The sequence below is a fragment of the Paenibacillus sp. QJM3NY_38 genome (assembly GCF_056173265.1).
The window spans coordinates 846,582-870,183 of sequence record NZ_CM149665.1 but is presented as its reverse complement, the minus strand read 5'-3'; the positions used below and the strand labels follow the sequence as shown (position 1 = coordinate 870,183).

Here is a 23,602-nt window from a genome sequence, read left to right as displayed (position 1 = left end):
CCTTATCTATGATGTAGCAGCATTATTTCTGCATTTTGTCATAGGCATCCTGATACAATTTCTCCAGCTCGCCGATTTTCATCTTCTGGAGCGTGGATTGGAATTCTCCCCACTTGTCGAAGCTAAGCGCGCCAACAATGAATTTCGTGCTTTGCTCTTCGTAGTATTTGTCGATATCGTTGCGAAGAATGTTGACCTGCTGCGCGGTTTGCTCGTCAAACATCGGAGCCGCATAACGAACCTTCGGCATGAACGGATCCAGCTGCTGCTGCGCCTCCTGTACCTGCGGCGGATTGATGAACGAGGCAACCTGTTCGCTGATGAGATGAGGTGCCCCTCCTCCCGCATAAGGCGTGATTTTGGCCTGATTGGTAATATCCTTCAGGAAATCCTCCGTGTAGTACGGACTTCCGTCCTTGAGCTCGTAGTGCTCCCCTTCCCTGCCGAACCTCAGAAGTGTCGAACCTTCGTCACTATAGAAATAATCGATCCAGCGCATCGTGACTTCCGGGTATTTATTAATGGACGTAATCGCAAAAGCTCCAAAATCCCGCGCAATCGGCAAAGCCTGGCTTTGCATCCGATCTCCGCCCGGGCCAGCCGGAGGCGCGATTCCGGTATACTGGTCCTGGATCGACAAGAAGTTATTGTTGGTCTGGTCAAAGAAGAATCCCGTATTTCCCGAGCCCTGCTTGGCCAAATATTGCGCTTCGGTGTGGGAGAAGATTTCGGGATCCAGAAGCTTCTCCTTGTAAAGCTTGTTTAAGTACATGAGCATCTCTTTATTCTTGTCGCTCCCCATCCAGATGCTTACTTTGTCGTTGTCGATGTTGATGTTATATCCGAGCTGCGTATCCAGTCCGAATGAACCGCTCATCGCAGCCACGATCGCCAATCCGACACGGGCCGTCATCGGAATTTCATCCTGCTTCCCGTTGCCCTTCGGGTCACCATCGCGGAAGGCAATCAGCACATCATACAGTTCGTCCGTCGTCTCCGGCACCTCCAGATTCAGCTTCTCCAGCCACATCTGGTTGATCCATTTCTTATCCGTCCGCGCCGCACCAAGCGTTACAATGCCAGGAATCGCATAGATATGCCCCTCCGGAGTCGTGATGCCCGCGCGAATTTCCGGATATTCCTCCATCAATTTTTTCAGGTTCGGCGCATATTCATCGATAAGGCCTTCCAGCGGAATCAGCTGTCCTGCCGATCCGTAACGAACGGCCTCAAGCGGCGACAGACCGGAGCGGAACAAGGCATCAGGCAGCTCATTGGAGGCGAACAACAGGTTTTTCTTCTCCTGGAAGCCGTCCGTCGGCGCTTCGATGAACTCGACCTTCACATTGCTCAGTTTCTCGTAATCCTGGAACACCGGCATCTCCTTGAACGGACCGTTCACGGGCGCAATCCGGGTGAACATCTTGAGATCTACGGTCTGATCTACGATTGGAAACCCTGTAGTATGAACGACATTCTCTGTACCTTCGGGTGCAGCTTCTTTCTTCGAACCTCCATCGGAACTGCATCCGGCCAGCATCAAGCTGGAAGCGATCATCGTGATGACCGCATTTCTTCCCCAGCGTTTACGCATAAATAAGCGCCCCCCATATCTCTTCATTCACCAGGCGTCACTTGTAAGCGTTTACCACCTGGTTTGTGATTATTATAATTCACCCTTTAAGACGGCCCATTACAAAAATATGACCTTTTACTCCACATATTTTACGAACTGTGAAGGGAAGCTTCGCTGCATGCTTCACCTGCCGATCCGAATACTGGGGTTTTTGCCTAGCCTCTTCCCAAACGGTTCAAATACTCTTGCGGGGTTACCCCCGTTATTTCCTTGAATACTTTAAAAAAATAGTTATGGGTCGTGAAACCCACTTGATTGCTGATTTCCTTGATCGAGTATTTGCCGCTTTCCAGCAGCTTCCGCCCTGCGTCGATCCGAACCTGATTCAGATACTCCGAGAACGTCCGCTGCGTCTCTTCCTTGAAAATCCTGCTTAAATAAGAAGAGTTCAGGCCGATGGCACCCGCGGCCAGCTCCAGCGTGACATAACCCGGATACCTCTCCAGAATAAAATGAACGGCCTGCGTGACATGCCGTGAATACGGTCCCGCCGCACGGTGCTGCTTCAGTAGGCCAAGCAAACCCGCATAGTAGAATTGCAGCCATTGCACCAGCTCCTCGACACTGCCGATTCTTCCGAGCTCGCTTCTTGAAGGAAGCTTCTCCTTCACGGCTTCCACAGATGGCATCCATGTCTTCCATGCCTTATCCCCGGTTAACATAAGCTCGCTGACGATCATCTGGATTGCATACGAATGGACCGGCAGATGGCGGATCGAAGCAAAGATGGAGGAGATTAACCCGTGCACGTCATCGATATCCAGCCTTTCAATTGAAAGCAGAAGCTGCTTGTGTTCCTCGATCGTCAAAGATACACGCTGATCGTTTCCGCTAGCAAGTCCCCCGGCCCGGCCCGGCATCCTTGAAACCGTATTGCTTCCGGACGGCTCCATGGTGGAAGCGTCGAGCACCCGCTCAGCGGAGCTATAACTGGAGCCGAGTTGTGACAAGCTGGTGCATACATGTCCGACGGAGACCACGCATTTTAAATTAAGGAAAAGCTCGAGCGCATGTTGAAGCTTCCTCATCCGTCCGGCGATCTCGTTCTTTATGGCATGTTCGCTCCGCTCCTTGAACGCGAACACGACAACAAACCGCCCATCCTCCACGTAAGCCGCCGTCCGCTCCTGAATATCCCCCAAGCTCTGCTGCATCATATCGACCGCCTGCTGAACCAGGCGGTTCGTTTGCACGTCGCTGTATGACTCCGTCAGCAGCAGGAACGGAACAATCTGCACGGCGGCTGCCGCATAGCTTAACGCGTGGGTGTACAGGCTGTTTTTTTGTGAGAAAGCCTTAACCTCCGTGGTTGCATCCTTCCGTCCGCTAACCAGGTACACGATATAATCGCGGATCAGCGCGGGATTCAGCCTTTCGGCCACGGCCTCATGAGTTTTGCGTTCTTCCAGCCGATCCTGCTGCCGTATTTCCAGAACTGCTTTGTTTAACAAGGCAACCAGCGCTGCACCGTCCAGCCGATGCTTCAACAGATAATCGATGGAGCCGTTCTTCAGGCACTCCCTGACGTAATCATAATCATCATAGCTGCTGAGCATAATCGTCTGAATGAACGGAAACCGTTCCTGGATCGCCCGATTGAGCTCTACGCCGTTCATTTCGGGCATATTTACGTCAATGATCGCAATATGCGGAGGAGACTGCTCAATCATGGCCAAGGCCATCAATCCATTATGCGCTTGGCCGCATAATTCGAATCCATGCTCATTCCAGTCCAATAACGTGCGCAGATCATGCCGTACCAATGGCTCATCATCAACGAGCAGCACTTGAAACATGGCTTTATATCACCTCTTGTCGGGATTTATCCGCACTGGATTTGTCCGCACTCTCCATTTTTTTCGGCAGCCGGACCTCGGCCTTCGTATATAGCCCCGGCTCACTGTACAGCTTGACGCCGTACGAATCGCCGTACATATGAACGATCCGCTCATGCACACTCCGCACGCCCATACCGCTAAAACGGGAGGTTTCCCCCTTCTTGCCCGTCTCGCCCAGCAGGCGCGCCCTTTGCCCTTCCGTTATGCCCTTGCCATTGTCGATCACTTCAATCTTCAGGTCGCTGCCCTCATCGCATACGCGTATCAGCACGAGCCCTTCCTGCTCCATCGCGCCGATACCATGAATGACGGCATTCTCCACAAGGGGCTGCAGCATCAGCTTCAGCACCCGGCATTCCAGCAAAGCATCGTCCTCAACCTGGGTGACCATCCGGATCGGCTCCATATACCTGTACTTCACGATCGAGATATAACGTTCAACATAATCCAGTTCCTCCCTCACCGTCAGAAATTCGCTCGAATTGCCCAGAACGCCGCGCATGAGCTCAATCAGCGATCCGGACACCTCTTCGATATTCGGCACGCCGTTCATCTTGGCCAAATACTTAATGGTGTTAAGCGAGTTGTATAAAAAATGCGGATGAATTTGCGCCTGTAGTGCCGTCAATTCGGCCTCCCGCTTCTCCTTCTCGCTGACCCGAATCCCTTCGAGCAGTCGCTTCAATTCCTCCACCATGCTGACAAAGACGCGGTATAGCTGTCCGGTCTCGTCCTCGCTGGTTATCTCCTTTCTCGGAAACGTCAGATTCCCTTCCTTCACGAACATCATTAAGGATTTCAACCTCCGGATGTTGAGGGTAATTCGGGAAGATACCTGCAGCGAACCGATCAGGACTACAATGAAGACGATAACCGATACCTCCGCCAACAGTTTACGGAGTTTTGTTGATTCGCTAAGCAGCGAATCCATCGGTATCAAAGCCAGGGTGGTCCAGCCCGTATAACCGGATTGGCGGCTGACTACGATATAGTCTCTGCCGTCAATGGCTTGCTTGACGGCGTCCCCATCCCCTGCGAGTTCCCCATGAATGTTGAGGATCTTCTCGAACGAAGGGGAAAAGGACGGCGCCGATTCAGCCTCATAGACAAACCCGCCCTGCTTGTCCAGCACGTAGATCATGCTATCGGTGGTCGGCTTCACGCCGTATGTTTTTTGGATGAAATCATAATTCAAATCCACCATGACAACCCCGATCGGTTCACGGTTATATCGAATCTCCCGCCCGACCGTGATGGCATCGGACACCCCGGTTTGCTTGAAGTACGCGTGACGCGATCCATTTTGGAGCATATAATCCATCATTCCGGTCCCCAAGACCGTCTTATCCAGCCACGGACCACCTGAGAAAAACACCTTGCCGTTTAAACCGACTACGGCAATCCGAGAAATGTAAGGCTTGTAATCGATCAGAACGGATAGAAACTCATCGATCCGTTTCTGCTCTTGAAACCATTCATAACTAATTTCTTCATGAGGGCTCAGCAGGGTGTCGATTACCGTGTTTTTGTTGGTCACCACGACGGTGTTCAGCCGGTCGATCTCTTCCAGCATCATATTCAGCGATTCATCCGCCTGCCTGATGCTGTCCGAAACCGAGGTGATCGCATTTTGCATGATCGTCTCGCGCATGCTCATATACACGATGACCGTAATGGAGACGATGGACACAAGCGTTACCGCACTGAACGCAATAAAGATTTTCCCCTGAATACTTCGCCTCGGTGATATCCACCTTTGAATCGTAGAGAATTTCATGGCGCCTCTCCTTTTTCCAGATCAGAAGAACCAGATCGTAAACGTTTACAAAAAAGCAAATGCCGTCCGTACGGTCAGCATCGAGCTCCGCGCATCGTTATGGGAGGCACCTTATAATAGATCTTGAAAGCCCTGGTGAACGAATATAAATTCGGATAGCCGAGAGACAAGGCAATTTCGGTAATTGTTGCGTCTGTTTCTTGTAACAACCGTTTCGCCTTTTCCATTCGAATGCGCTGAAGGTATTTTAACGGTGGCATTCCTACCTGATGGGTGAACATGTTGGAGAAGTATGACCGATGCACCCCCGCGAATTCGGCAACCTGCTGTACGGATATCCCCTCGGTGGCATGCAGCTCCATATAATCCAAACACTCGTGAATCCATCCCGCAAGTTCCGTCGGCTGCGCGGAGGCCATATCCGGGACCATGCCGGCGAGCAGTCCATAAATCAAGCCGTGCAGTTCCAGCGATACCGCCGGTTTCCAGCGCTCGGCTCCGGCCAGGGCATCAATCACGCGTTCGGAGGATTCCTTGACCTTGGAGGATATCATTTGTTTGCCGAACGGGTTGTCCGGAAATAAGCCAGCCAGCTCCAGCAATGGCTTGACCCTGTTCCCGTCCACTGCTAACCAGCTCATCTGAAGTGAGGTATCCGCAGGCAGCATGTGATAATAATAGGTCCGGCCCGGAAACAGGCAGAACAGATCATTCTTTTGCAGATCCACTCGTTTGCCGTCGAACTCCAGCCGCACCATGCCTTCATGTACAAAATGCAGGCTGTAACACTCGATTCGTTTCGGTCCGACCCTGTAATTGGGCTTGGCTATGCTTCGTCCCGCCCGGACAGGCCAGATCTGTTCCTCTTTATCCAAATATCCAGGCGTGTAATAGATGAACTCCGCATACTCATATTCATATTCCTGCATGATGGCTCCCTCCTCTTTTCTTCATTTTTCTATCCAGAATAACAAAATGACAACAAAAATATAACACCCCGCTATTTTTATAACCTGATATTTTCAATATCATCATACTAGGAGGCGATTACACTTGTCGAGAAGACCTAACATTTTGCTAATCACAAGCGATCAGCAGCATTGGAATACCATCGGAGCATTTCAGCCTGAAATCTCTACGCCCAACCTGGACCGCCTTGCGCGTCAAGGAACGACGTTCGATCGGGCGTATTGCCCCAATCCCACCTGTACGCCGAGCCGGGCTTCCATCATTACGGGGCAGTACCCAAGTCAGCATGGAGCATGGACCCTGGGGACAAAGCTGCTGGAAGACCGCCATACCGTAGGAGAGAGCTTCCAAGACGCAGGCTATCGAACCGCACTGGTGGGAAAAGCGCACTTCCAGCCGTTAAAATCCACGGAAGATTACCCATCCGTAGAGGCCTACCCGATTCTTCAGGATTTGGAGTATTGGCGGAATTTTAACGGACCTTTTTACGGATTCGATCACGTCGAGCTGGCCCGAAACCATACGAATGAGGCCCATGTCGGACAACATTATGCCCTATGGCTGGAGGAGCAAGGGTGTGCCAATTGGCGGGAGTACTTCCTGCCCCCTACGGGAACTATGGATCCTACCCAAACGTACACCTGGCCCATACCGGAACAATACCACTACAATACCTGGATCGCCGAGCGAACCAACTCTCTGTTGGAGCAATATAAAAAGGCGGATGACCCCTTCTTTATGTGGGCGAGCTTCTTCGACCCGCACCCGGAATACCTGGTTCCGGAACCATGGGATTCGATGTATGATCCGGAAAAACTCACGATCCCATCCTTAACGCCTGGTGAGCATGACCGCAATCCGCCGCACTTCCGCTTGACGCAGGAAGAGAATCCGGATTTTTCGCATCTCGCTGAAACCGGGTTCGGCATTCACGGCTACCGTTCCCATCATTATTACGAATACGGCTCGAAATCCAAGTTAACGGAGTATGACAAGAAGAAGCTGGTCGCCGTGTATTATGGCATGATCAGCATGATGGATAAATATATCGGCAGCATTCTCGATAAACTGGATGAACTGGGGCTGTCCGAGGATACGATCGTTGTTTTCACCACCGATCACGGACATTTCTTCGGCCAGCACGGCCTTCAAGCGAAGGGCGGGTTCCATTACGAGGATTTAATCAAGCTTCCATTCATTGCACGATACCCGGGCCGGGTGCCTGCCGGGAAGAGGTCCAATGCGATGCAATCTCTGGTTGACCTGGCCCCTACCTTCCTATCCTTCTGCAACATACCGATTCCGCACGGGATGACGGGCATCGACCAAAAGGAAGCATGGCTCGGCAGCGTGGATGCCGCGCGGCAGCACGCCCTCTGCGAATTCCGGCATGAGCCTTCGACGATTCATCAAAAAACGTACATCGAGCAGCGCTATAAGATCACTGTTTATTACAATCAAACCTACGGCGAGCTCTTTGACCTAGAAGCGGATCCCGGCGAACTGCGCAATTTATGGGATGAACCAGGGTACGAGCAGCTAAAGGCGGAGCTTCTGCTCAAATACATCTGGGCCGAGCTTGGCAAGGAGCCGATGCCGATGCCGAGAATTCATCACGCCTGATGAAAAGGACAACCGCATATTTTAGCAGTCTGAAAAAAAGATTGACGCTGCTGGCCCGGCTATTTTGGACCTTCTGCTGCATCGGACCCTCCACCTTCGGGGGCGGGTATGCAATGCTGCCTATTATTGAGCGCGAAGTGGTGAGCAAGAAAAAGTGGGTAAACGAGGAGGAAATCGGTGAGCTTATCTCGCTTGCCGGTTCCGCTCCCGGCGGCGTCGGCGTGAATGCGGCCGCGATGATCGGCCACCGGCAAGCCGGTATTGCCGGGGCTGTTTCGGCTGTGCTTGGCGTGACATGCCCCACGTTTTTGATCGTGATTCTGATCAGCGTAGGCGCCGTTTTTTTTCGGGATCAACCCAAGGTAGAAGCCGCTTTAAAGGGGATGCATGGCGCCATTATTGCGTTAATCGTCTTCGCTGCTTTCCGGATGGCCAAACATGCCGTCTTCGATGCGACAACAACGATCACCGCGCTTGTCACCATATCGGTGATGCTGTTTACAGGCGTGCACCCTCTCTATCTCATTGCTCTAAGCTTACTGTGCGGAATGGCCGTCATTCCGATCAAAAAACGGCTGGGTTTTCAAGCGAATACGGAAAAGAAGGCTGCGTCCAACAGCCGCCCGGAATTGGAATATTACATTTGAGAGAAACGAATCGGGGCGATAGGAAATGTATTGGGACTTGTTCATAATGTTCATAAGTGTAGGCCTTGTGTCCTTTGGCGGCGGTTATGCGGTAATCCCGGTCATTCAGAAGGAGGTAACGGAAAAAGGGCTGCTGACTGCCGCAGAATTCCAGCAAACCGTGGCGCTGGCCGGGATGGCGCCCGGTTCGATCGCCACCAATGCCGCTACGCTGATTGGCTATCAGTCAGCCGGCTATATCGGAGCCGCCGTCTCCACCGCGGGCATCATCCTGCCGTCGCTGGTCGTCATCGTGCTGCTATCCGCCCTCTTCTACCGCATGCGGAGCAATCCATGGGTCCAATCTTCTCTATACGGTCTGCGTCCCGTAACGACAGGACTCATTGTATATGCAGCTATTCACTTTGGGTATCCCGATGAGGGGGAAGGGCTCCTACAGGGCCTGATTCCTACGCTGCTCATTTGCGGAGCCTGTTTATTTCTCTTGCTGAAATATAAACTCCACCCCCTGTTGATTCTCCTCATGGCCGGTGCTGCAGGTATTGTTTTATTCTAATAAGTTGGATGGCTGTCAGCCGTATGTGATGGATTGGACAAGGCTGGCTTTCCAAAGCACGAATAAGAAGCCGGAACCTTCATGGTCCGGCTTGTTTTGGTTTCCTTTTCTATGGTGCCGTCTGTTCCGAAATCCGCCTGGCCATCCACTCGTTTAACCCGGGCACTATGGGACACAATCAGTTTCGGATCAAAATCGGCAGCCCGGCGTATCCCCATCCAGGTTATTCGTTGACGAATTTCGTTCCGGCTATGTTCTTACCGCGGGCCAGCCATACCTTAAAGCCGGGGTTCTTATCCGGATAGACCAGCGCTTCCGTCGAGAAATACCGCATGGTGTACCCGCAGCGACGGTACGGGCTTGTATTCGGCTCCGCGCCATGAATGATCCGCGAATCGTGAAGCGAGCACTCTCCCGCTTCCAACTCAAAGTAAACCGCTTGAGACTCATCGATGGAACCGCTCTTGATTTGGGTGTCGAACAAATTGCTCGCCCGGTCCACTTCCTCATAATCCGAGAAACCACTATCGTGCGTACCCGGAATGACCCGCATGCATCCGTTATCCTTCCAGCTGCGGTCGATCGCCAGCCATACGGTGATAATCTTGTCGAAGCTGCTTAATCTGCCGTTCCAGTAGGCCGAATCTTCATGCCATGGCGTTGCACGTCCCACATACGGATCTTTACAGATAAAGTGGCTGGACCACAACCCGATATTCGGGCCGATGATCGGTTCAACCAGATCCAGTACCTCATCGGATAACAGAAAGTCGAGCAGCCTTTCGTCACGGAAATGCGGCGTATCCAGCTCGTCGGATAATTTGCTGCCCTTCTCCTCCAGCTGCTCTTCAAAGATAGATGTCAGAACCTGCATTTTTTCGGCACTAAAGAGCGGCTTCTTGTACAGGTAGTACCCATGTTCCTTATAAAACTCAACCTCCTGCTTCGAAAGGGCTTGCGTTGTCATCATCATAACCTCCAGTCAATTAAGGATTTCGTTAACTGTGGTCATTATATCCCGGAGGGTCAGGGCCATACTGCGCATTCGTTAGGATAAATGCTGCATATCTTCGGCTTTCTCTGCCTTGTTGCGGTACTGGCGGGGGGACATTCCCTTTCGCTGACGAAACACCCTTTCAAAATGCCCCAATGTATTAAAGCCGGAAGCATAACAAATTTCGGTAACGGGCAGCGAGGATGCCTGAAGCAGCGATTCGGCGAATTGCATTCTGACGTTTTGCAGATAACGTTGAAAAGACTGCCCCACGGATTTGGAGAAGCACTCGCTGAAATAAGTAGCCGAGTATTGGGCCTGGCTAGCTGCATCTTCCAATCTCAAATCCTCACGGAAATGATGATGAATATAGATTAGGGCCCTTTGCAGGTTTAAGTTGAGCTGCCGATCTCTCGTCCCGTTCGCGGGCAGGAGGCGATTTGCGGCGCTGCCACGATACAAATCCACCAACAGCCGCTGAAGCGTAGCCCGGATCGCGATCTCGCTGCCTTCCCGCCAGACTCCGTTCTCCTCCTTCATCCGTTCATAGTCGGCGAACACCCCCGGGAGCCGCTTCTCATCAAGCTGTGCTTGCAGCAGAAGTTTCCCGCCGAATAACCAATGGTAGACGTTATCATCCATCATAGCTTCGGTGAAAATGAGATTATATATTTCAAGTGGTTCCTCTTCCAAGGAAACCAGCTCATGAAAATCGGCTGGCGTCAGCAAGAAGATGGTCCCGGAAGAGAGCGGATACGAAGAGCCGTTGAGTCTATGCTCCCCTTTTCCGGAGACCACATAACTCAGCTCGTAAAATTCATGCCAGTGCAGTTGGATTCTCCCCGGATGAACGCCGTGAAATACTTGAACAGGCGCGTGGGGCTGTAATCGGTACTCTTCATTGGTTAGCCTGGGAGGCTGCTTGGTTTCCACTTGAGACGCTCCTTTTCGCTTTCGAATTCACATTAACTTCCTCATTGATAAGCCGAACAGGCTAGAATCCGCTCCGAGCGATGTCCTGCCGGTGCGATTCGGCCAGCCGAGCAAAGTACCGAATGGCAAAATCCCGAAACAGCACCGCCGTATGCATGAGGTATCGGTCCTTGGGCCAAGACAAGGAGATGGAGCGTTTGCACCAGCTTTCTTCGAGCCGGAGCTGGACGACATCAGGTCCGGTTGACCCGCCCCATGTCACCACCGGCAGGAAGGCGACGCCCTGACCCGCTCGAATGAGACCGCGGACGGTGGCGGGGTCGTCGCTCTCGAATCGGATGCGGGGAGTAAACCCGGCAAGGCGGCAGAACGCATCGGTTGTTTCCCGCAGCGATTTACCCGGAGGCAGGGTAATGAAGCTCTCTTCCTTGAGCTCCTGCAAGCTGACATGGTTCCGATCCGCGAGCGGGTGCTCGGCGGGAACGGCAACCACGATCTCCTCTTCGAGCAAGCAGACCGACGCTGTTCCCTTTGGTGGTGTTGCGCCATCGGATAGGCACAGATCGAAGCTCGGCATGCCTTCGAATGACGAAACATGCTGCTGCAATTGAAACTCTGCATGCGGCCATTCTTTGCGGAAATCGGCCAATAGATCCGGCAGTAAATGCGAGGAGACGCGAACATCAAGCGTGATAACGGCGGAGACGCAGCCATTAGCATCCTGCAGCTGCAGCTTTCCGTCTTCCAGTGCTTGCAGCGCGATATCCACTTGGCGAAGAAACAGCTTGCCGTGCTCGTTCAGCCGTATAGATTTACGTTCCCGTTCGAACAGCTTGGTTCCCAGCTCGGCTTCAAGCGACGCGATCATTTTGCTTAATGCCGGCTGTGATATATGCAGGCTATGGGCTGCCTTTGTCATATGCTGCATTCGGGCGGCAGTCTGAAAATACTTTAATTGCAACAGTTCCATACTGATCCCCACTTTCTACAATACATAACTCCCAAGTTATAATTAATATAATCTAATATATATTAGGGCTCATTAAACAAACAAGATATAATAATCTCATCTTGTAAGGATAGGAGACGATCGACTTGATCGTACAGACATTATCAGGAACAGTTGAAGGCGAAAATTCAAACGGTGCGTATGTATTCCGGGGCATCCCCTATGCGGCCCCGCCAGTCGGCAAGCGCAGATTCAAGCCTCCGGTCCCTCCGCAACCCTGGCCGGGCGTGAGGCCGTGCAGCCAATCCGGCCCAATCGCACCGCAGAAGCATAATCCGCAAGGCTTCATGCCGGAGCTTGTACAGTCCGAAGATTGCCTAAACTTGAATGTGTGGACACCAGGCGCAGGCGATAAGTTAAAGCCTGTCATGGTCTATATCCATGGCGGGGGATTCATATCGGGCAATGGAGCGGAGTGCGACGGATTTCGCTATGCAGCCGAGGATGAAATCGTCTACGTATCGATCAATTATAGGCTCGGCGCATTAGGTTTCTTGTATTTGGTAGACCTGCTGGGCAAAGAATATGCAACCTCCGGTAACAATGGCATGCTGGATATCGCGGCCGCCCTCCAATGGGTTCAGTTGAATATTACCGCTTTTGGCGGCGACCCGTCGCGCGTAACCGTCATCGGTAATTCTGCCGGGGCCAAATGCACGGCCGCACTTTACGTGATGGAAGCGGCACAGGGCTTATTTCACCGGGCTATAGCCCAAAGCGGCGCAACGCAGTCGATACGGGATTGCCAAACCGCCAATGTCACGACTCTCCGGCTGCTAGAAGAGCTGGGATTATCTCCAGCGCAGGCGCATCAACTGCTTGAACTTCCTGCGGAGAAAATAATCGAAGCGCAGTCAACGATCGGTTCCGATACCTCGCGCAGCCTGCATATGTTCGGCCCGGTATCCGATGGCCATGTTATCCCCGTAGATCCCCTGGCGAGCCTAACCGGCAGCATCGGTATGCCGCCGCTGCTGATCGGCACGAATGAGGATGAAGCAGCCATCTTCATTCAGGATGATCCCGTGCTTCAATCACCGGCCTTCGAGACGCTCGAACGATTCTTCGGAGCGAATGCCGCTGTCGTGTGGGATGCCTATGGTCGTTATAACCAATCGATGTCATCGAGTGATGCTTGGAACAAAGCGTTAACCGAGCATCTATATACGATTGGAGCGATGCAGTTCGCAGAAGCCGTGGCATCGTCCGGAACATTGGTGTGGATGTATCGGCTTCAATGCGGCGGCACACTCGGCGCGATACACGGTTATGAAGGCAGTCTCATCCATGCGGCGTTAATCCGCAATCCCATGTCCGAAATACCCAGCAACGAGGATCCATATGCTGTAGCAGCTGAGAGTTATGCACTGGCAACCGCCATGCGGGAAGCATGGGTTGCCTTTATACAAAGCGGAGATCCGAATATCCATGCGCTGCCGGCTTGGCCCGTCTATGGAAGCGGGCACGCCACCATGGTTCTGGACAAGATTTGCTGCGTTCGCGATGACCTGCCGGTTCCGGCCGGGATCGGCGTTCCTCATCAGGTTTGGAGGATAGTCTGATGCAGTTGGTCGATATCGCCCTCGTTATGGTGCTGCTCGGACTCCTTCTCGGTTTTGTAGGTGCAGGCGGCTCAGGTTTCATTATATCAATCCTAACCGTCGTATTCGGTTATCCCATTCATACCGCGCTGGGTACGGCACTGGCGGCGATGTTCTTCTCGTCGCTTTCCGGTTCTGTCAGCCATTACCGGGAAGGGAACATGGCACTGAAGACGGGGGCCGTCGTCGGCTTGGCCGGTGCGGCAGGGGCATGGGTCAGCTCGGGCTGGTCCTCGCTTATTCCCGAGGATAAGCTGGGCTTCATGACATCCGGTATGCTGTTCGCCTCTGGACTAGCCTTATGGTTCAGGATGCTGTACGTTTCACGTCGGTCGGAGGCTTCCGGGGACTCTGTGCCACCCGGCGGCACCCATGACTTCCGATACTGGCTGCAGGCGCTGTTAATCGGACTCATAACCGGCTCCTTATCGGGGCTGTTCGGAATCGGCTCCACCCCTTTCATCCAGTTAGGGCTTATGCTGATCCTCGGCATGTCGATGCGTGTTGCCGCCGGCACGACCATGCTGGTCATTATGCCAATCGCTCTGGCAGGAGGAGCCGGGTACTTCTCGATCGGGTACCTGGATGTTCAACTGCTCGCCGCTGTTGTGATCGGTACGATGTCCGGCTCGTATGTGGGGGCAAAGTTTACGAAGCGGGTACCCGTTGTCTGGCTGAAAACCTGCATGGTCCTCACCCCCATGATGGGTGCCGCCATTCTATTGCTGTAGAGTTTGCCCAACCCGTCAGGGAGTGGAATGAACAAACATGATCTCTAAGTGAATCGCCGCGCAATCTCCCAATCATGACCTGACGCAGCGTTTCCAGCGAACACATTCGTTTTATCCGTCTTCGCCGATCATTTGCAGCTCAATTTGTTTCATCTCATAAAAATATCCCTGCTGCTCTATCAGCTCTGAATACGTGCCCGCTTCAATAACCCTGCCTTGGTCCATGACCAGAATCCGGTCCATCTCTTCCAAGCCGGTCAGCCGATGGCAAATGAGAACAAGCGTATCGTTAACCGCTTGCGCCAGCAGCTGCCGAAAAACACGCTGCTCCGTAACGTAATCCAGCGAAGACGTCGGTTCGTCCAGCAGCCATAACCGTCCTTCTCGGAGCATCGCCCGGGCCAAGGCTAAGCGCTGCTTCTCTCCCTCCGACAAGTTCTCCCCCTTTTCATACACCCTATCGTCCAGGGACTTGTTCGGCAGCTGCACTTTATCCAGTATATCCGACAACGCTTGATCAGAATGAGGTTCCTCGTTCAGCAGCAGGTTGTCCCGAATGGTGCCCCGAAAGAAATGACTGTGCTGCAGCACAACCTTTGAGGCTTGCCAAATGCTCGTTTCATTCAGTTCCATAACCGACGTATCATTTAAACGAATCTGGCCGTCTGTCGGCGTGCGCAGCTTGAGCAGCAATTCGATGAGGGTGGTTTTCCCTGATCCGCTCGGACCGACAATGGCGGTTTTAGATCCCGGCGGTAAGTAGAGGGAAATGTCTTTCAGCGCTGGGCGCCATTCATCTTCATATTGAAAGGAAACGCCGCTCAGCTTAATGGAAACGGCTTTCTCGATAGGCAGGACGCCACTTGGCTGCGGCGGCTGCTTATCTAGGGCATGAACCGTTTCCGCAAGCCGAGCTGCCGCATGTTCGCTATCCAGCTTATAAGCAGGCAGTGTGGCCATTGGCGCAGCTTCTTCAAACACCGTAAGCGAAGCCATGACCAGCATGGCTAGAAATACGCCGGCAAGCGAGCCATCCATAATTAAATAGGCGCCAAGAATCAGTACGCCCCACGAAATCAGATACGTTACAAAAACATGCATCGATTGCCCGCGCAGCAAATGCCGGGCTGCCGCTTGCTGTTCCGCTGCCAATGCGGCGGAGGTACGCTGCAGTTGCCGCTCCCACTTATTCAATTGCCCGTATACTTTCAAATCGCGGAATCCGTATAGCAGCTCGGTCACTTCTGTGGAAAGCGCCGCTCATTCTTGGCGCACGCGGCCATGTATCCTTCTCTGTCCAAGGAGAACAAGTCCGGGAACCACAAAAGCCGTTGCTAGCATCCCCAGCACAAACAAACAAGCAATCCAGAATGAAAAGACAGAAGTAAACAAAACCGTAGCCAGAAACACCATAACAACAATGACAGGCGGATAGGCGACGCGCAGAAAGTAATGCTGTAAACTCTCCACATCCCCAACGATCCGTGCGAGCAGCTCTCCGCTCCGCTTTTTACCCAATATCCCGGGCGTCAAAGGAACCAGCTTGGCAAAAAAGGATGTCCGCAAACGGCTGAGCAGAGAGAATGTCGCCCGATGGGAATACAAGCGTTCCGCGTAGCGGCTTGCCGCCCGCAGCAGACCCAGTATTTTTACCAGGGACGTCAGCACAATCAAGGTATAAAGCGGCGGAGCAAATACAGTCTGGGAGATCACATACCCGCTTGCGGCAAAAAGGCATACACCTGCGATGCCGGCAACGAATCCTCCGAGGATGGCGATGGCAATATCCTTCCGTTCCTGAATCATCGCCTTGGTTAAAATAGCCAGCTCATTCATGCGAGTCCCCCTTTCCGCTGCGCATCCACCAGGTCAGCATATTGGGGCAGACGCGCTAGCAGCTCATCATGGCGCCCGCTGTCCAGCAGCGCTCCGTTGTCCATAAACAATATCCGATCGGCATGCCGTATCGTGTACAAGCGGTGCGCCACAGTAATCATGGTCGCCTTGCTTGCAAGCTCGGCAATGGACCGCTGCAGAACACGTTCGGTGTGCAGGTCCAATCCGACGGTGGGCTCATCAAACAATATAACAGAAGGCCGCTTCAAAAAAGCACGGGCCAGCGCCAGCCTTTGCTTCTCTCCGCCTGACAATCCCCGGCCTCCTTCGCCGACAATGGTGTCATAGCCCTGCTCCAACGCGGCTGCAACCGCAGCAAGTCCGGCGGCCTCCGCCGCCTGCACGACTTCTTCCCTGGTGACGTCCCTGCCCGCGCCAATCGCAATATTGTCGGCAAACGTGCCGGCAAAAATATACGGATGCTGGGTAATGTAGCTGACATGTTCAAACCATGAAGCCTCATCGTATTTTGTGAGCGGACGTCCGTTCACCAGCACTTCTCCCGACGTTGGCGCAAGCAGCCCGGCAAAGAGATGCAGCAAGGTGGTTTTGCCGGATCCGCTTTTACCGACGATGGCGATTTGCTCCCCTGGCCCAAACGACATGGAGCCGGCAGCAAGCTCGAATGAATCCGTCCCAAACCGAAACCGGACATCCCTCAGTTCGATGGTTGGCGGCATCCGAATCAAACCCAAATCGGCTGTCCCAGGCTTATCCGCCATATCTATCGGATCGGCCTGGTGTGTTCTGTCCTTTTTCCCGACCTCCTCTTTCCCATCTGTCACTGCTCCTGCTTCCCTTGTTTCCGTAAGCAACTCCTCTACTTTTCGGACAGCCCCCATGCTGGTACGACCGCTGTGAAAGGCAGTTCCGGTGTTTTTTAACAGGCTGTAAAACTCGGGCACCAGCAGCAGGATCAAAAAGGCGGTATGGAAGGAAAGCGACTTGAAAACCAGCAGCTGCAGTGCCAGCTCAAGCGCGACAACGCCAATGCTAAGCATGACGATGGATTCCAGCATGAAGGTGTTGGTAAACGCAATCCGTAAAATGCCCATCGTTGCATCCCGGTAGCCAAGGCTGCTGCGTTCAATTTCCTGCTGCTGATGATTCGTCCGTCCAAACAGCTTGAGCGAAACCAGCCCTTGAAGAGAGTCGAGAAACGTACCGGAAAACTCGGCCAGCTGTGTGAATTTCTCCTCTGATTTGTTCTTCGTTTTCAGACCCACAAGCACCATAAATATCGGGATAAAGGGCGCGGTCACCAGCATAATCAAGCCGGAATTCATATGTTCCGTAAAAACAATGACCAGAATCAGGACAGGAATGATGGCGGCTTCTATCATACGCGGCATATATTGGCTGAAATAACTGTCCGCCTCGTCCACGGCATCCAGTGCTACACTGACTTTTCCGCCCGTTTGTCCACGAAGCATTGAAGCTACGGAAGCGTTAGCCAGCTTTTGCAGCACTGCTGCTCGCATCTCCGTCTTGGCGCTGGCAGCCATGTGCAAGCCGATGATCCCGTTTCCATAAGACAGCAGCGTCCTTGCAGCCATCACGGCCAGCAATGCGCCAAGTATGACAGCTACCGACGAAAAGGAAGCCCGCTGCACAAAAATCCGCTGAACCGCTTCGGCGAGCAGTGCGGCCTGGCCTGTCATGGCTGCACCGAGCGCAAGCGACATGAACCCCAAGAGTATCAACCGTTTCCTTTGTGCGGACATTTGCTGGGACAACAGACTGGTTTTCCCCTTCAAATAAACTCCCCTCCCTTATACTAAACCGATGCAAGTACCTTTACATGAAGATACCCGAGCCCCGATTATTTTTTGCCTTTTACATAATCCGCATCAAACAGAAATAGCCTGAAGACCAGCATAAGGGACGGTATCAGCAGGCATAGGCCGCCGATAAAGGCTGCCACAAGCGCAGCGCCCATCGACTCATGCGTGGCCCCGCTCTGAATGGTAATGTACGGATCCAGAATATAAGGATACTGCCCGATGCCGTATGCAAAAAATGCACAGAAAAATTGCAGCATGACACAAATAAAAGCCAGTCCGTAGCGGCGTCCTTTGTACAGCAGCCATATGGCTGACATGAAAAAACCAACGGAAAGCGCCAACAGCCACCATAAATCCATCATGTTTTGAAAATGCCGCTCATTATGCTGACTGAGGAAAATAAATGCCGTGAGCGCGGCAATAATGGTGGGCGTACTCCAAAACAAGGCATATGTGCGCAACAGCTTTAGCGCTGGCTGATCGTCCGCCCGGGAGGCGTAGAAGGCCAGGAACGATCCGCTTATAAACAGCACCGATACGATGGCCAATGCAACGATGCTCCACGACAACGGACTGGTTATGAGCGTCCCATATTCCAAAGAAACAGACCCCCCTCTATCCACAATAAAACCGCCTTCGGAAAGCGTTAATGCGACCGACAAGGAAGCCGGAATCAGCAAACCTGTGGCCCCGTATAAAAACAGATACACAATGTTTTCTTTGGAGCCGTAATTTTCAAACGCATAAAAGGAGCCGCGGATTGCCAGCAGAATAATGGCGATGCTTCCCGGTATAAGCAGCGCAGAGCCATAATAATAGGCCGTGTCCGGGAAAAACCCGACGATGCCGATAAAGAAAAAGACAAAAAACACATTGGTAATTTCCCAGACCGGCGATAAATAACGGGATATCAATCGATTGATCAGGTGGTCCTGCTTCGTCAAACGGGCATAGAAGGCAAAAAAACCAGCGCCGAAATCAATGGAGGCTATAATTAAATAGCCGTATAAAAACAGCCAAAGGACGGAGATGCCTATCAACTCGTAATCGATCATACTGGCTCACCCTTTCCCGTGGAGCGTTTCTCTTTCACAATCTCGTCCAGCTCGGCTTCCGCCGGTTTATTACGGAACAACCGTCTCAGTACAAAGACACACATGGTCCCCAGCACAATATACAGCAGCAGGAAGAGGAAAAAGAGAATCCTCACATTCGGTGAAGTCGTAGCTGCCTCCTCTACGCGCATATATCCGCGGATTATCCACGGCTGCCGCCCGAGCTCCGCATAGAACCAGCCCATTTCAACGCCCAAAAATGCAAGTGGCGCACTAAAAACAATGGCCCGAAGCAGCCACTTGTTGAGCTCATTGCGTCTCTTCCAGAACAAAAACAGGAAATACAGGACCGCAACGGCCAACAGAACAAAACCGATCCCGGCCATGAAATCAAACAAATAGTGGACAAGCAGCGGCGGCCTTTCATCCAGCGGAAACTCCTCCAGCCCTTTTACCTCGGCATCAAAGTCTCCAAAGGCCAGGAAGCTGAGCGCTTTCGGAATGTGAATGGCTCCCATGACCTTCTGCTCCGCATTAAGCCAGCCCAGTAATATCAGATCTGCACCGCTTTCCGTTTCAAAATGCCATTCTGCGGCGGCCAGCTTCTCCGGTTGATGCTCTGCCAGAAACTTGGCCGACATATCCCCGGCTAAGGTTGTCAGCACGCTGAACACCAGAACAACCCCCATCATAAGTTTCAATGCTTTTTTGTAATATGCCGAGGCCCCTTTTCTCAGAATAACGTAGGCTGCGATACCCGCCAGCAGGGCAGCGCCCGTTAAATAGGCCGAGGTTAGTACATGGAATACTTTTGAAGGCGTCGCCGTATTCATCATCGCTTGCAGCGGGTTAACCGCCGTAAAGTGGCCTGCCTCCATGACAAAGCCTCCAGGCTGATTCATGAATCCGTTCACCGTCGTAATAAAAATTGCGGACATGCCTGCCCCGGCAACAATCGGAATCGTCAGCAGCCAATGAGTATACGGATTGCGGAACCGATTCCAGGTGTACATATAAATCCCCAGGAATATGGCTTCAAAAAAGAATGCAAAAACCTCCATAAATAACGGGAGCGCGATGACATTCCCCGCCACTTGCATAAAGTTCGGCCATACAAGCGCAAGCAGCAGGGAAATCGCTGTTCCAGTCACTACGCCAACCGCCACCGAAATAACGAATCCTCGTGTCCACCTTTTGGCCATGAGCATGTAATGAGGATCTTTCTTACGTATACCAACGAATTCGGCAATGGCAATCATTAACGGAACACCGACGCCGACCGTGGCAAAAATGACGTGAAACGCCAAGGTTAGCCCCGTCAGCCATTTGCTCCACAGCACCGTATCTATAACCACGAGATCCTGCCTCCTTTCAAACCCTGTTCATTCGTTTATCGGGATTAATCCTAATAAGTACATACCCGATATTTAAACGTTATTATAACGAAGGAATATCTCAAATGAATCACGAAAGCCTCTCGTTCAATAAACAATCGAATCTTTCCGACAACTCGGTGAAAATCAAGAAAATCACTCTATCGAGTCATTGTTCTATTAACCGATGTATGGTATTTGAAGCTGCTGGGGCGAAAGCGGGCCTACGGCTTGCGAATGCATTATGGTTTGTAATCAACCATTCATGCTCATCTGTTTATACAGTCCATAGAAAAAGAAAAGTCCCCGTTAATTCGGGGACCAGGCACTCTAAGTTATTCCTATATAAAAATGTATTTCTGTTTATTCAGACGTACCTTGCACAGGTCTAACCGTAGATTCTCTCACGATGAGCTCAGGGTCAATTCGAACATTGCCCCCGCGTTTCATCGTTCCATCCATGCGCTTCAGCAGCATATCCGCTGCCGCAAGCCCAATCCGGTCAGCAGGCTGCCGGACCGTTGTCAAATGGGGGCGCAGCTTGGATGAGATATACTGATCATCATAGCCGACAATGGCTACCTGTTCCGGAACCCGGATGCCTTCTTCCAAAAGAGCGTTCAGGACCCCGAGCGCGATATTGTCATCGCCTGCGAATACGGCGGCAGGAAGCCGTCCCTCCCGCAGCCATTTGCGGCAGACATCATAGCCAAAGTCGATTTCGAAATCGCCCGTAATCATTTCGAACGGCGCCAGGCGCTTTTCCTCAAGCGCCTGCAGAAAGCCGCTGCGACGCTCCCTCGTGCTGCGGAACATATCCTGGCCGCTGATATGCGCAATGGAGGTATGGCCGAGATCGAGCAGGTGCTTCGTTGCGGTATAGCCGCCTTTGTAGTTGTCTATGGTGACAGAATAGGCGTCATTATCCGGCTTCTGGTTGTCTATCAGGACATAAGGGATATTTCGGCGTTTCATTTCCACGATATAGTTGTCTTCTTCTAGCGGCGAGAGCAGAATCAGTCCGTCCACGCGGTCTTCCTGAATCAGATAATGGGCCTCGTCGGAGCCTATACCCATAGAGACCGAAATGGCCAGGAAATAACCGTGCAGTGCCAGCACCTCATTCAGCTCCTTGACCACAGCGTCGAAGAAAGAGTCCTGAAGGGTAGTTACGATCAACCCAACGATTCCTGTCTTACCGCGTGCTAAACTCCGGGCAGCTGCATTGGGACGGTAATCAAGCTCCTTGATGGCTTCCAGAACCTTTAGTCTGTTCTTCTCTCGAACGGATTCGGCACCGTTTAAGACACGTGAAACCGTCACGACGGACAGTCCTGATTTTTTGGCTACGTCAAATATACTAACCTTCATTGTTTATACTCCTTGCGGCATATTTTCCGTACGTTTACATTAACTTAACACTAGTATACATGTACGGAGCCTGGCCGCGAAGCTAATTTAACAAAAGCACCGCCCCTTTCGGGACGGTGCGATAGTTTGCATTAACGTTTGATAATTTCCATGACTTTTTTCTGAATCGTTGGCATCACACTTCTTGACAGCCCTATCCACAACCCTGCGGCTATCTATTTGCGAACGACAGTATAGCCTTTATCCTGCAGCAGCTTCACGATGCCATGCTCGCCCAGATAATGGGCTGACCCAACCACAATGAAATACTCTTCGTTTTTGCCATTTTTCAAATATCCGTCGATTTTGTCCGCCATGCCGATGTTACGATCGATCAGCATCGCTTTGTTATACTCCTCGTCACCCGATATGCTGTTGGTGAACTCGAGCAGCTGCTCGTCATTGCCCGTTTTCCACATTTCCGCCATCTGGTTCACGCTCTCATCCAGCACGTCGAAGTTATCGAGGGCGATCTTAAGGTTTTTCTCCTGTAGCTCCTTGGAGAAGCTATTAAACATGCCCAGCTGAGATCCATAAGTCTCCAGTTCCAGAATCGGCACTTTTCGTTCAATGGCCTTCTGGATGAAATACAGGTCGATTCCAGCTGATGCGTCGTACCCGGCTTTCACGGATTTCAGACTACTAATCGTGGTTTCGGCAACCCAAGGCTTGAATGCATCAAGTGCGTTCGGCTGCATGCCACTTTGCTTCAGAATTTCCCCAAGCTTGGCATAGGTCTCACTGGATACATGGTCCTTCAAGGTTGTCCCATCCTGATACATTCCCAGATCCATGATCAGCTTCTGCTGCTCCTCATCAGCCGCTTTGCTGATATCAATCTCGACGCCCAGATAATCAGCCTCGGCAAATGCTTCTTCAAACTCCGGACGCAGCGGGTAGAAGCTGTCATCCGCGATGTGCATGGAGCCTACCAGATAAACGGTATTCCCATTGCTCTCCACTTCCCACATGAAGCCGCGGCCACCTGTTTGAGCGACCTCCGTTTCTTTGGAAACCAACACAACGGTGCGTGTTTTCGCATCCCAGCTAACCTTATAACCCGCAGCGTCCCCAACAACCCGAATTGGCGCATACGTCACGCCATTGATTCGTTTCAGTTTGCTTTTCAGCGTAATGGTTTTGCCGTCCACAACCACATGGATCGTGTCATCTGCAGCATCCGTCAGTTTCACATCCATCGCCTGGAGCGTTGTTCTGAGCGGAACGAGCGTTGTGCCCTTATCAATAACCGGTGTGCCAAGCGAGTACTTAACCACTTCGTTATCCACTTTTACTGCTGGCTGCTGTGGAGCAGCCATGGCAGGCACTGCCGAAGCAAGCAAACCTACCGAAATCGTGAGGGACAAAATCACTTTTTTCCAATTTTTCATTTATGTAATCTCCTTTATGTTGGTGTAATCGGATGCGATTCAGAATAGCCGTGCACCATGCTATTTATTTATGGGGTTATGTTCGCCATACCGCTGTCAGTATGGCGCCCCCCATATCTTCTACTTCTTTGCTCCAGCAGCCCATAAGCCTGCTACAGCGATCACGGCAACTGCTCCCATTAATCCTTCTTGCATGGCATCCTTTAGCGCAGAACCTTCCGTGTTGAACATGAAGCCGAACAAAATCACGACTGCAGCAGCGCTTAAAAACATTAATAATTTCGAGCTAGTACTTTTGGTCATTTTAACAACCTCGCTATTAAGGATCAGTATCAGATTTAAAGACATCCATTAAAATTGAAAATTACTTGTACAGTTC

19 protein-coding genes and 1 pseudogene are annotated in these 23,602 nt (G+C 52.0%); 5 read left to right on the top strand and 15 right to left on the bottom strand.

What is annotated here, in order from left to right; genetic code table 11:
* Positions 1-22: 22 nt before the first annotated feature.
* The 4 genes from AC0VZ8_RS03875 to AC0VZ8_RS03860 all read right to left on the bottom strand — a co-directional run bounded on the left by AC0VZ8_RS03875 (position 23) and on the right by AC0VZ8_RS03860 (position 6,180).
* Positions 23-1,594: an extracellular solute-binding protein gene (locus AC0VZ8_RS03875; protein ID WP_475486088.1), complete on the bottom strand. Its 1,572-nt coding sequence runs from the start codon at positions 1,592-1,594 to the stop codon at positions 23-25.
* A 197-nt stretch (positions 1,595-1,791) separates the two neighbouring features.
* Positions 1,792-3,432 (bottom strand): response regulator, encoded by a 1,641-nt coding sequence (locus AC0VZ8_RS03870; protein WP_475486087.1) that lies wholly within the window; start codon positions 3,430-3,432, stop codon positions 1,792-1,794.
* A gap of 4 nt (positions 3,433-3,436) precedes the next feature.
* Positions 3,437-5,251: a sensor histidine kinase gene (locus AC0VZ8_RS03865; RefSeq protein WP_475486086.1), complete on the bottom strand. Its 1,815-nt coding sequence runs from the start codon at positions 5,249-5,251 to the stop codon at positions 3,437-3,439.
* A 74-nt stretch (positions 5,252-5,325) separates the two neighbouring features.
* A complete protein-coding gene (locus tag AC0VZ8_RS03860) occupies positions 5,326-6,180 on the bottom strand; it encodes an AraC family transcriptional regulator (RefSeq protein WP_071221952.1) in 855 nt (284 codons plus the stop codon).
* Positions 6,181-6,304: 124 nt separating this feature from the next.
* On the opposite strand from AC0VZ8_RS03860, the gene AC0VZ8_RS03855 reads away from it, so the two are divergent.
* From AC0VZ8_RS03855 to AC0VZ8_RS03845, 3 genes are read left to right on the top strand one after another with little or no spacing between them, the layout of a single operon-like run.
* A complete protein-coding gene (locus AC0VZ8_RS03855) occupies positions 6,305-7,843 on the top strand; it encodes a sulfatase family protein (RefSeq protein WP_475486085.1) in 1,539 nt (512 codons plus the stop codon).
* The gene (locus AC0VZ8_RS03850; RefSeq protein WP_475486084.1) at positions 7,843-8,490 is read left to right on the top strand and encodes a chromate transporter; all 648 of its coding nucleotides are present in this window, start codon (positions 7,843-7,845) and stop codon (positions 8,488-8,490) included. Before AC0VZ8_RS03855 ends, AC0VZ8_RS03850 begins: the two co-directional genes overlap by 1 nt.
* 25 nt (positions 8,491-8,515) lie before the next feature.
* The gene (locus AC0VZ8_RS03845; RefSeq protein WP_194540830.1) at positions 8,516-9,046 is read left to right on the top strand and encodes a chromate transporter; all 531 of its coding nucleotides are present in this window, start codon (positions 8,516-8,518) and stop codon (positions 9,044-9,046) included.
* On the opposite strand, the gene AC0VZ8_RS03840 is transcribed toward AC0VZ8_RS03845, so the two are convergent.
* The 4 genes from AC0VZ8_RS03840 to AC0VZ8_RS03825 all read right to left on the bottom strand — a co-directional run bounded on the left by AC0VZ8_RS03840 (position 9,043) and on the right by AC0VZ8_RS03825 (position 11,943).
* Entirely contained in the window at positions 9,043-9,264 is a 222-nt protein-coding gene (locus AC0VZ8_RS03840) for a hypothetical protein (RefSeq protein ID WP_475486083.1), read from the bottom strand. The genes AC0VZ8_RS03845 and AC0VZ8_RS03840 overlap by 4 nt on opposite strands.
* Before the next feature lie 5 nt (positions 9,265-9,269).
* Complete coding sequence (locus tag AC0VZ8_RS03835; RefSeq protein ID WP_071221957.1) at positions 9,270-10,016, bottom strand: phytanoyl-CoA dioxygenase family protein; 747 nt, start codon at positions 10,014-10,016, stop codon at positions 9,270-9,272.
* Positions 10,017-10,094: 78 nt separating this feature from the next.
* Complete coding sequence (locus tag AC0VZ8_RS03830; protein WP_071221958.1) at positions 10,095-10,973, bottom strand: helix-turn-helix transcriptional regulator; 879 nt, start codon at positions 10,971-10,973, stop codon at positions 10,095-10,097.
* Between the two features lie 61 nt (positions 10,974-11,034).
* Positions 11,035-11,943 (bottom strand): LysR family transcriptional regulator, encoded by a 909-nt coding sequence (locus tag AC0VZ8_RS03825; protein ID WP_475486082.1) that lies wholly within the window; start codon positions 11,941-11,943, stop codon positions 11,035-11,037.
* A 125-nt stretch (positions 11,944-12,068) separates the two neighbouring features.
* On the opposite strand from AC0VZ8_RS03825, the gene AC0VZ8_RS03820 reads away from it, so the two are divergent.
* Together AC0VZ8_RS03820 and AC0VZ8_RS03815 are read left to right on the top strand one after the other, a co-directional pair.
* A complete protein-coding gene (locus AC0VZ8_RS03820) occupies positions 12,069-13,544 on the top strand; it encodes a carboxylesterase/lipase family protein (protein ID WP_475486081.1) in 1,476 nt (491 codons plus the stop codon).
* A complete protein-coding gene (locus tag AC0VZ8_RS03815; protein WP_071221960.1) occupies positions 13,544-14,314 on the top strand; it encodes a sulfite exporter TauE/SafE family protein in 771 nt (256 codons plus the stop codon). Before AC0VZ8_RS03820 ends, AC0VZ8_RS03815 begins: the two co-directional genes overlap by 1 nt.
* A gap of 111 nt (positions 14,315-14,425) precedes the next feature.
* Here the strand turns inward: AC0VZ8_RS03815 and cydC are convergent.
* From cydC to AC0VZ8_RS03780, 7 genes and pseudogenes are all read right to left on the bottom strand, one after another.
* Positions 14,426-16,150, bottom strand: a pseudogene (cydC, locus tag AC0VZ8_RS03810) (thiol reductant ABC exporter subunit CydC).
* Complete coding sequence (cydD, locus tag AC0VZ8_RS03805) at positions 16,147-17,967, bottom strand: thiol reductant ABC exporter subunit CydD (RefSeq protein ID WP_475486080.1); 1,821 nt, start codon at positions 17,965-17,967, stop codon at positions 16,147-16,149. Before cydD ends, cydC begins: the two are co-directional and overlap by 4 nt.
* Positions 17,968-18,032: 65 nt before the next feature.
* Positions 18,033-19,049 carry a cytochrome d ubiquinol oxidase subunit II gene (locus tag AC0VZ8_RS03800; protein WP_475486079.1) on the bottom strand — a complete coding sequence of 339 codons (1,017 nt, stop codon included), beginning with the start codon at positions 19,047-19,049 and terminating at the stop codon, positions 18,033-18,035.
* Positions 19,046-20,404 (bottom strand): cytochrome ubiquinol oxidase subunit I, encoded by a 1,359-nt coding sequence (locus AC0VZ8_RS03795; protein ID WP_475486078.1) that lies wholly within the window; start codon positions 20,402-20,404, stop codon positions 19,046-19,048. Before AC0VZ8_RS03795 ends, AC0VZ8_RS03800 begins: the two co-directional genes overlap by 4 nt.
* A gap of 381 nt (positions 20,405-20,785) precedes the next feature.
* Positions 20,786-21,793, bottom strand: coding sequence for a LacI family DNA-binding transcriptional regulator (locus AC0VZ8_RS03790; protein WP_071221965.1), 1,008 nt, complete (start codon positions 21,791-21,793; stop codon positions 20,786-20,788).
* Positions 21,794-22,008: 215 nt separating this feature from the next.
* Entirely contained in the window at positions 22,009-23,223 is a 1,215-nt protein-coding gene (locus AC0VZ8_RS03785) for a TraB/GumN family protein (RefSeq protein ID WP_071221966.1), read from the bottom strand.
* Positions 23,224-23,343: 120 nt separating this feature from the next.
* On the bottom strand, positions 23,344-23,526 hold the full coding sequence (locus tag AC0VZ8_RS03780; protein WP_071221967.1) for a hypothetical protein: 183 nt from the start codon (positions 23,524-23,526) through the stop codon (positions 23,344-23,346).
* Between the last annotated feature and the right edge of the window lie 76 nt (positions 23,527-23,602).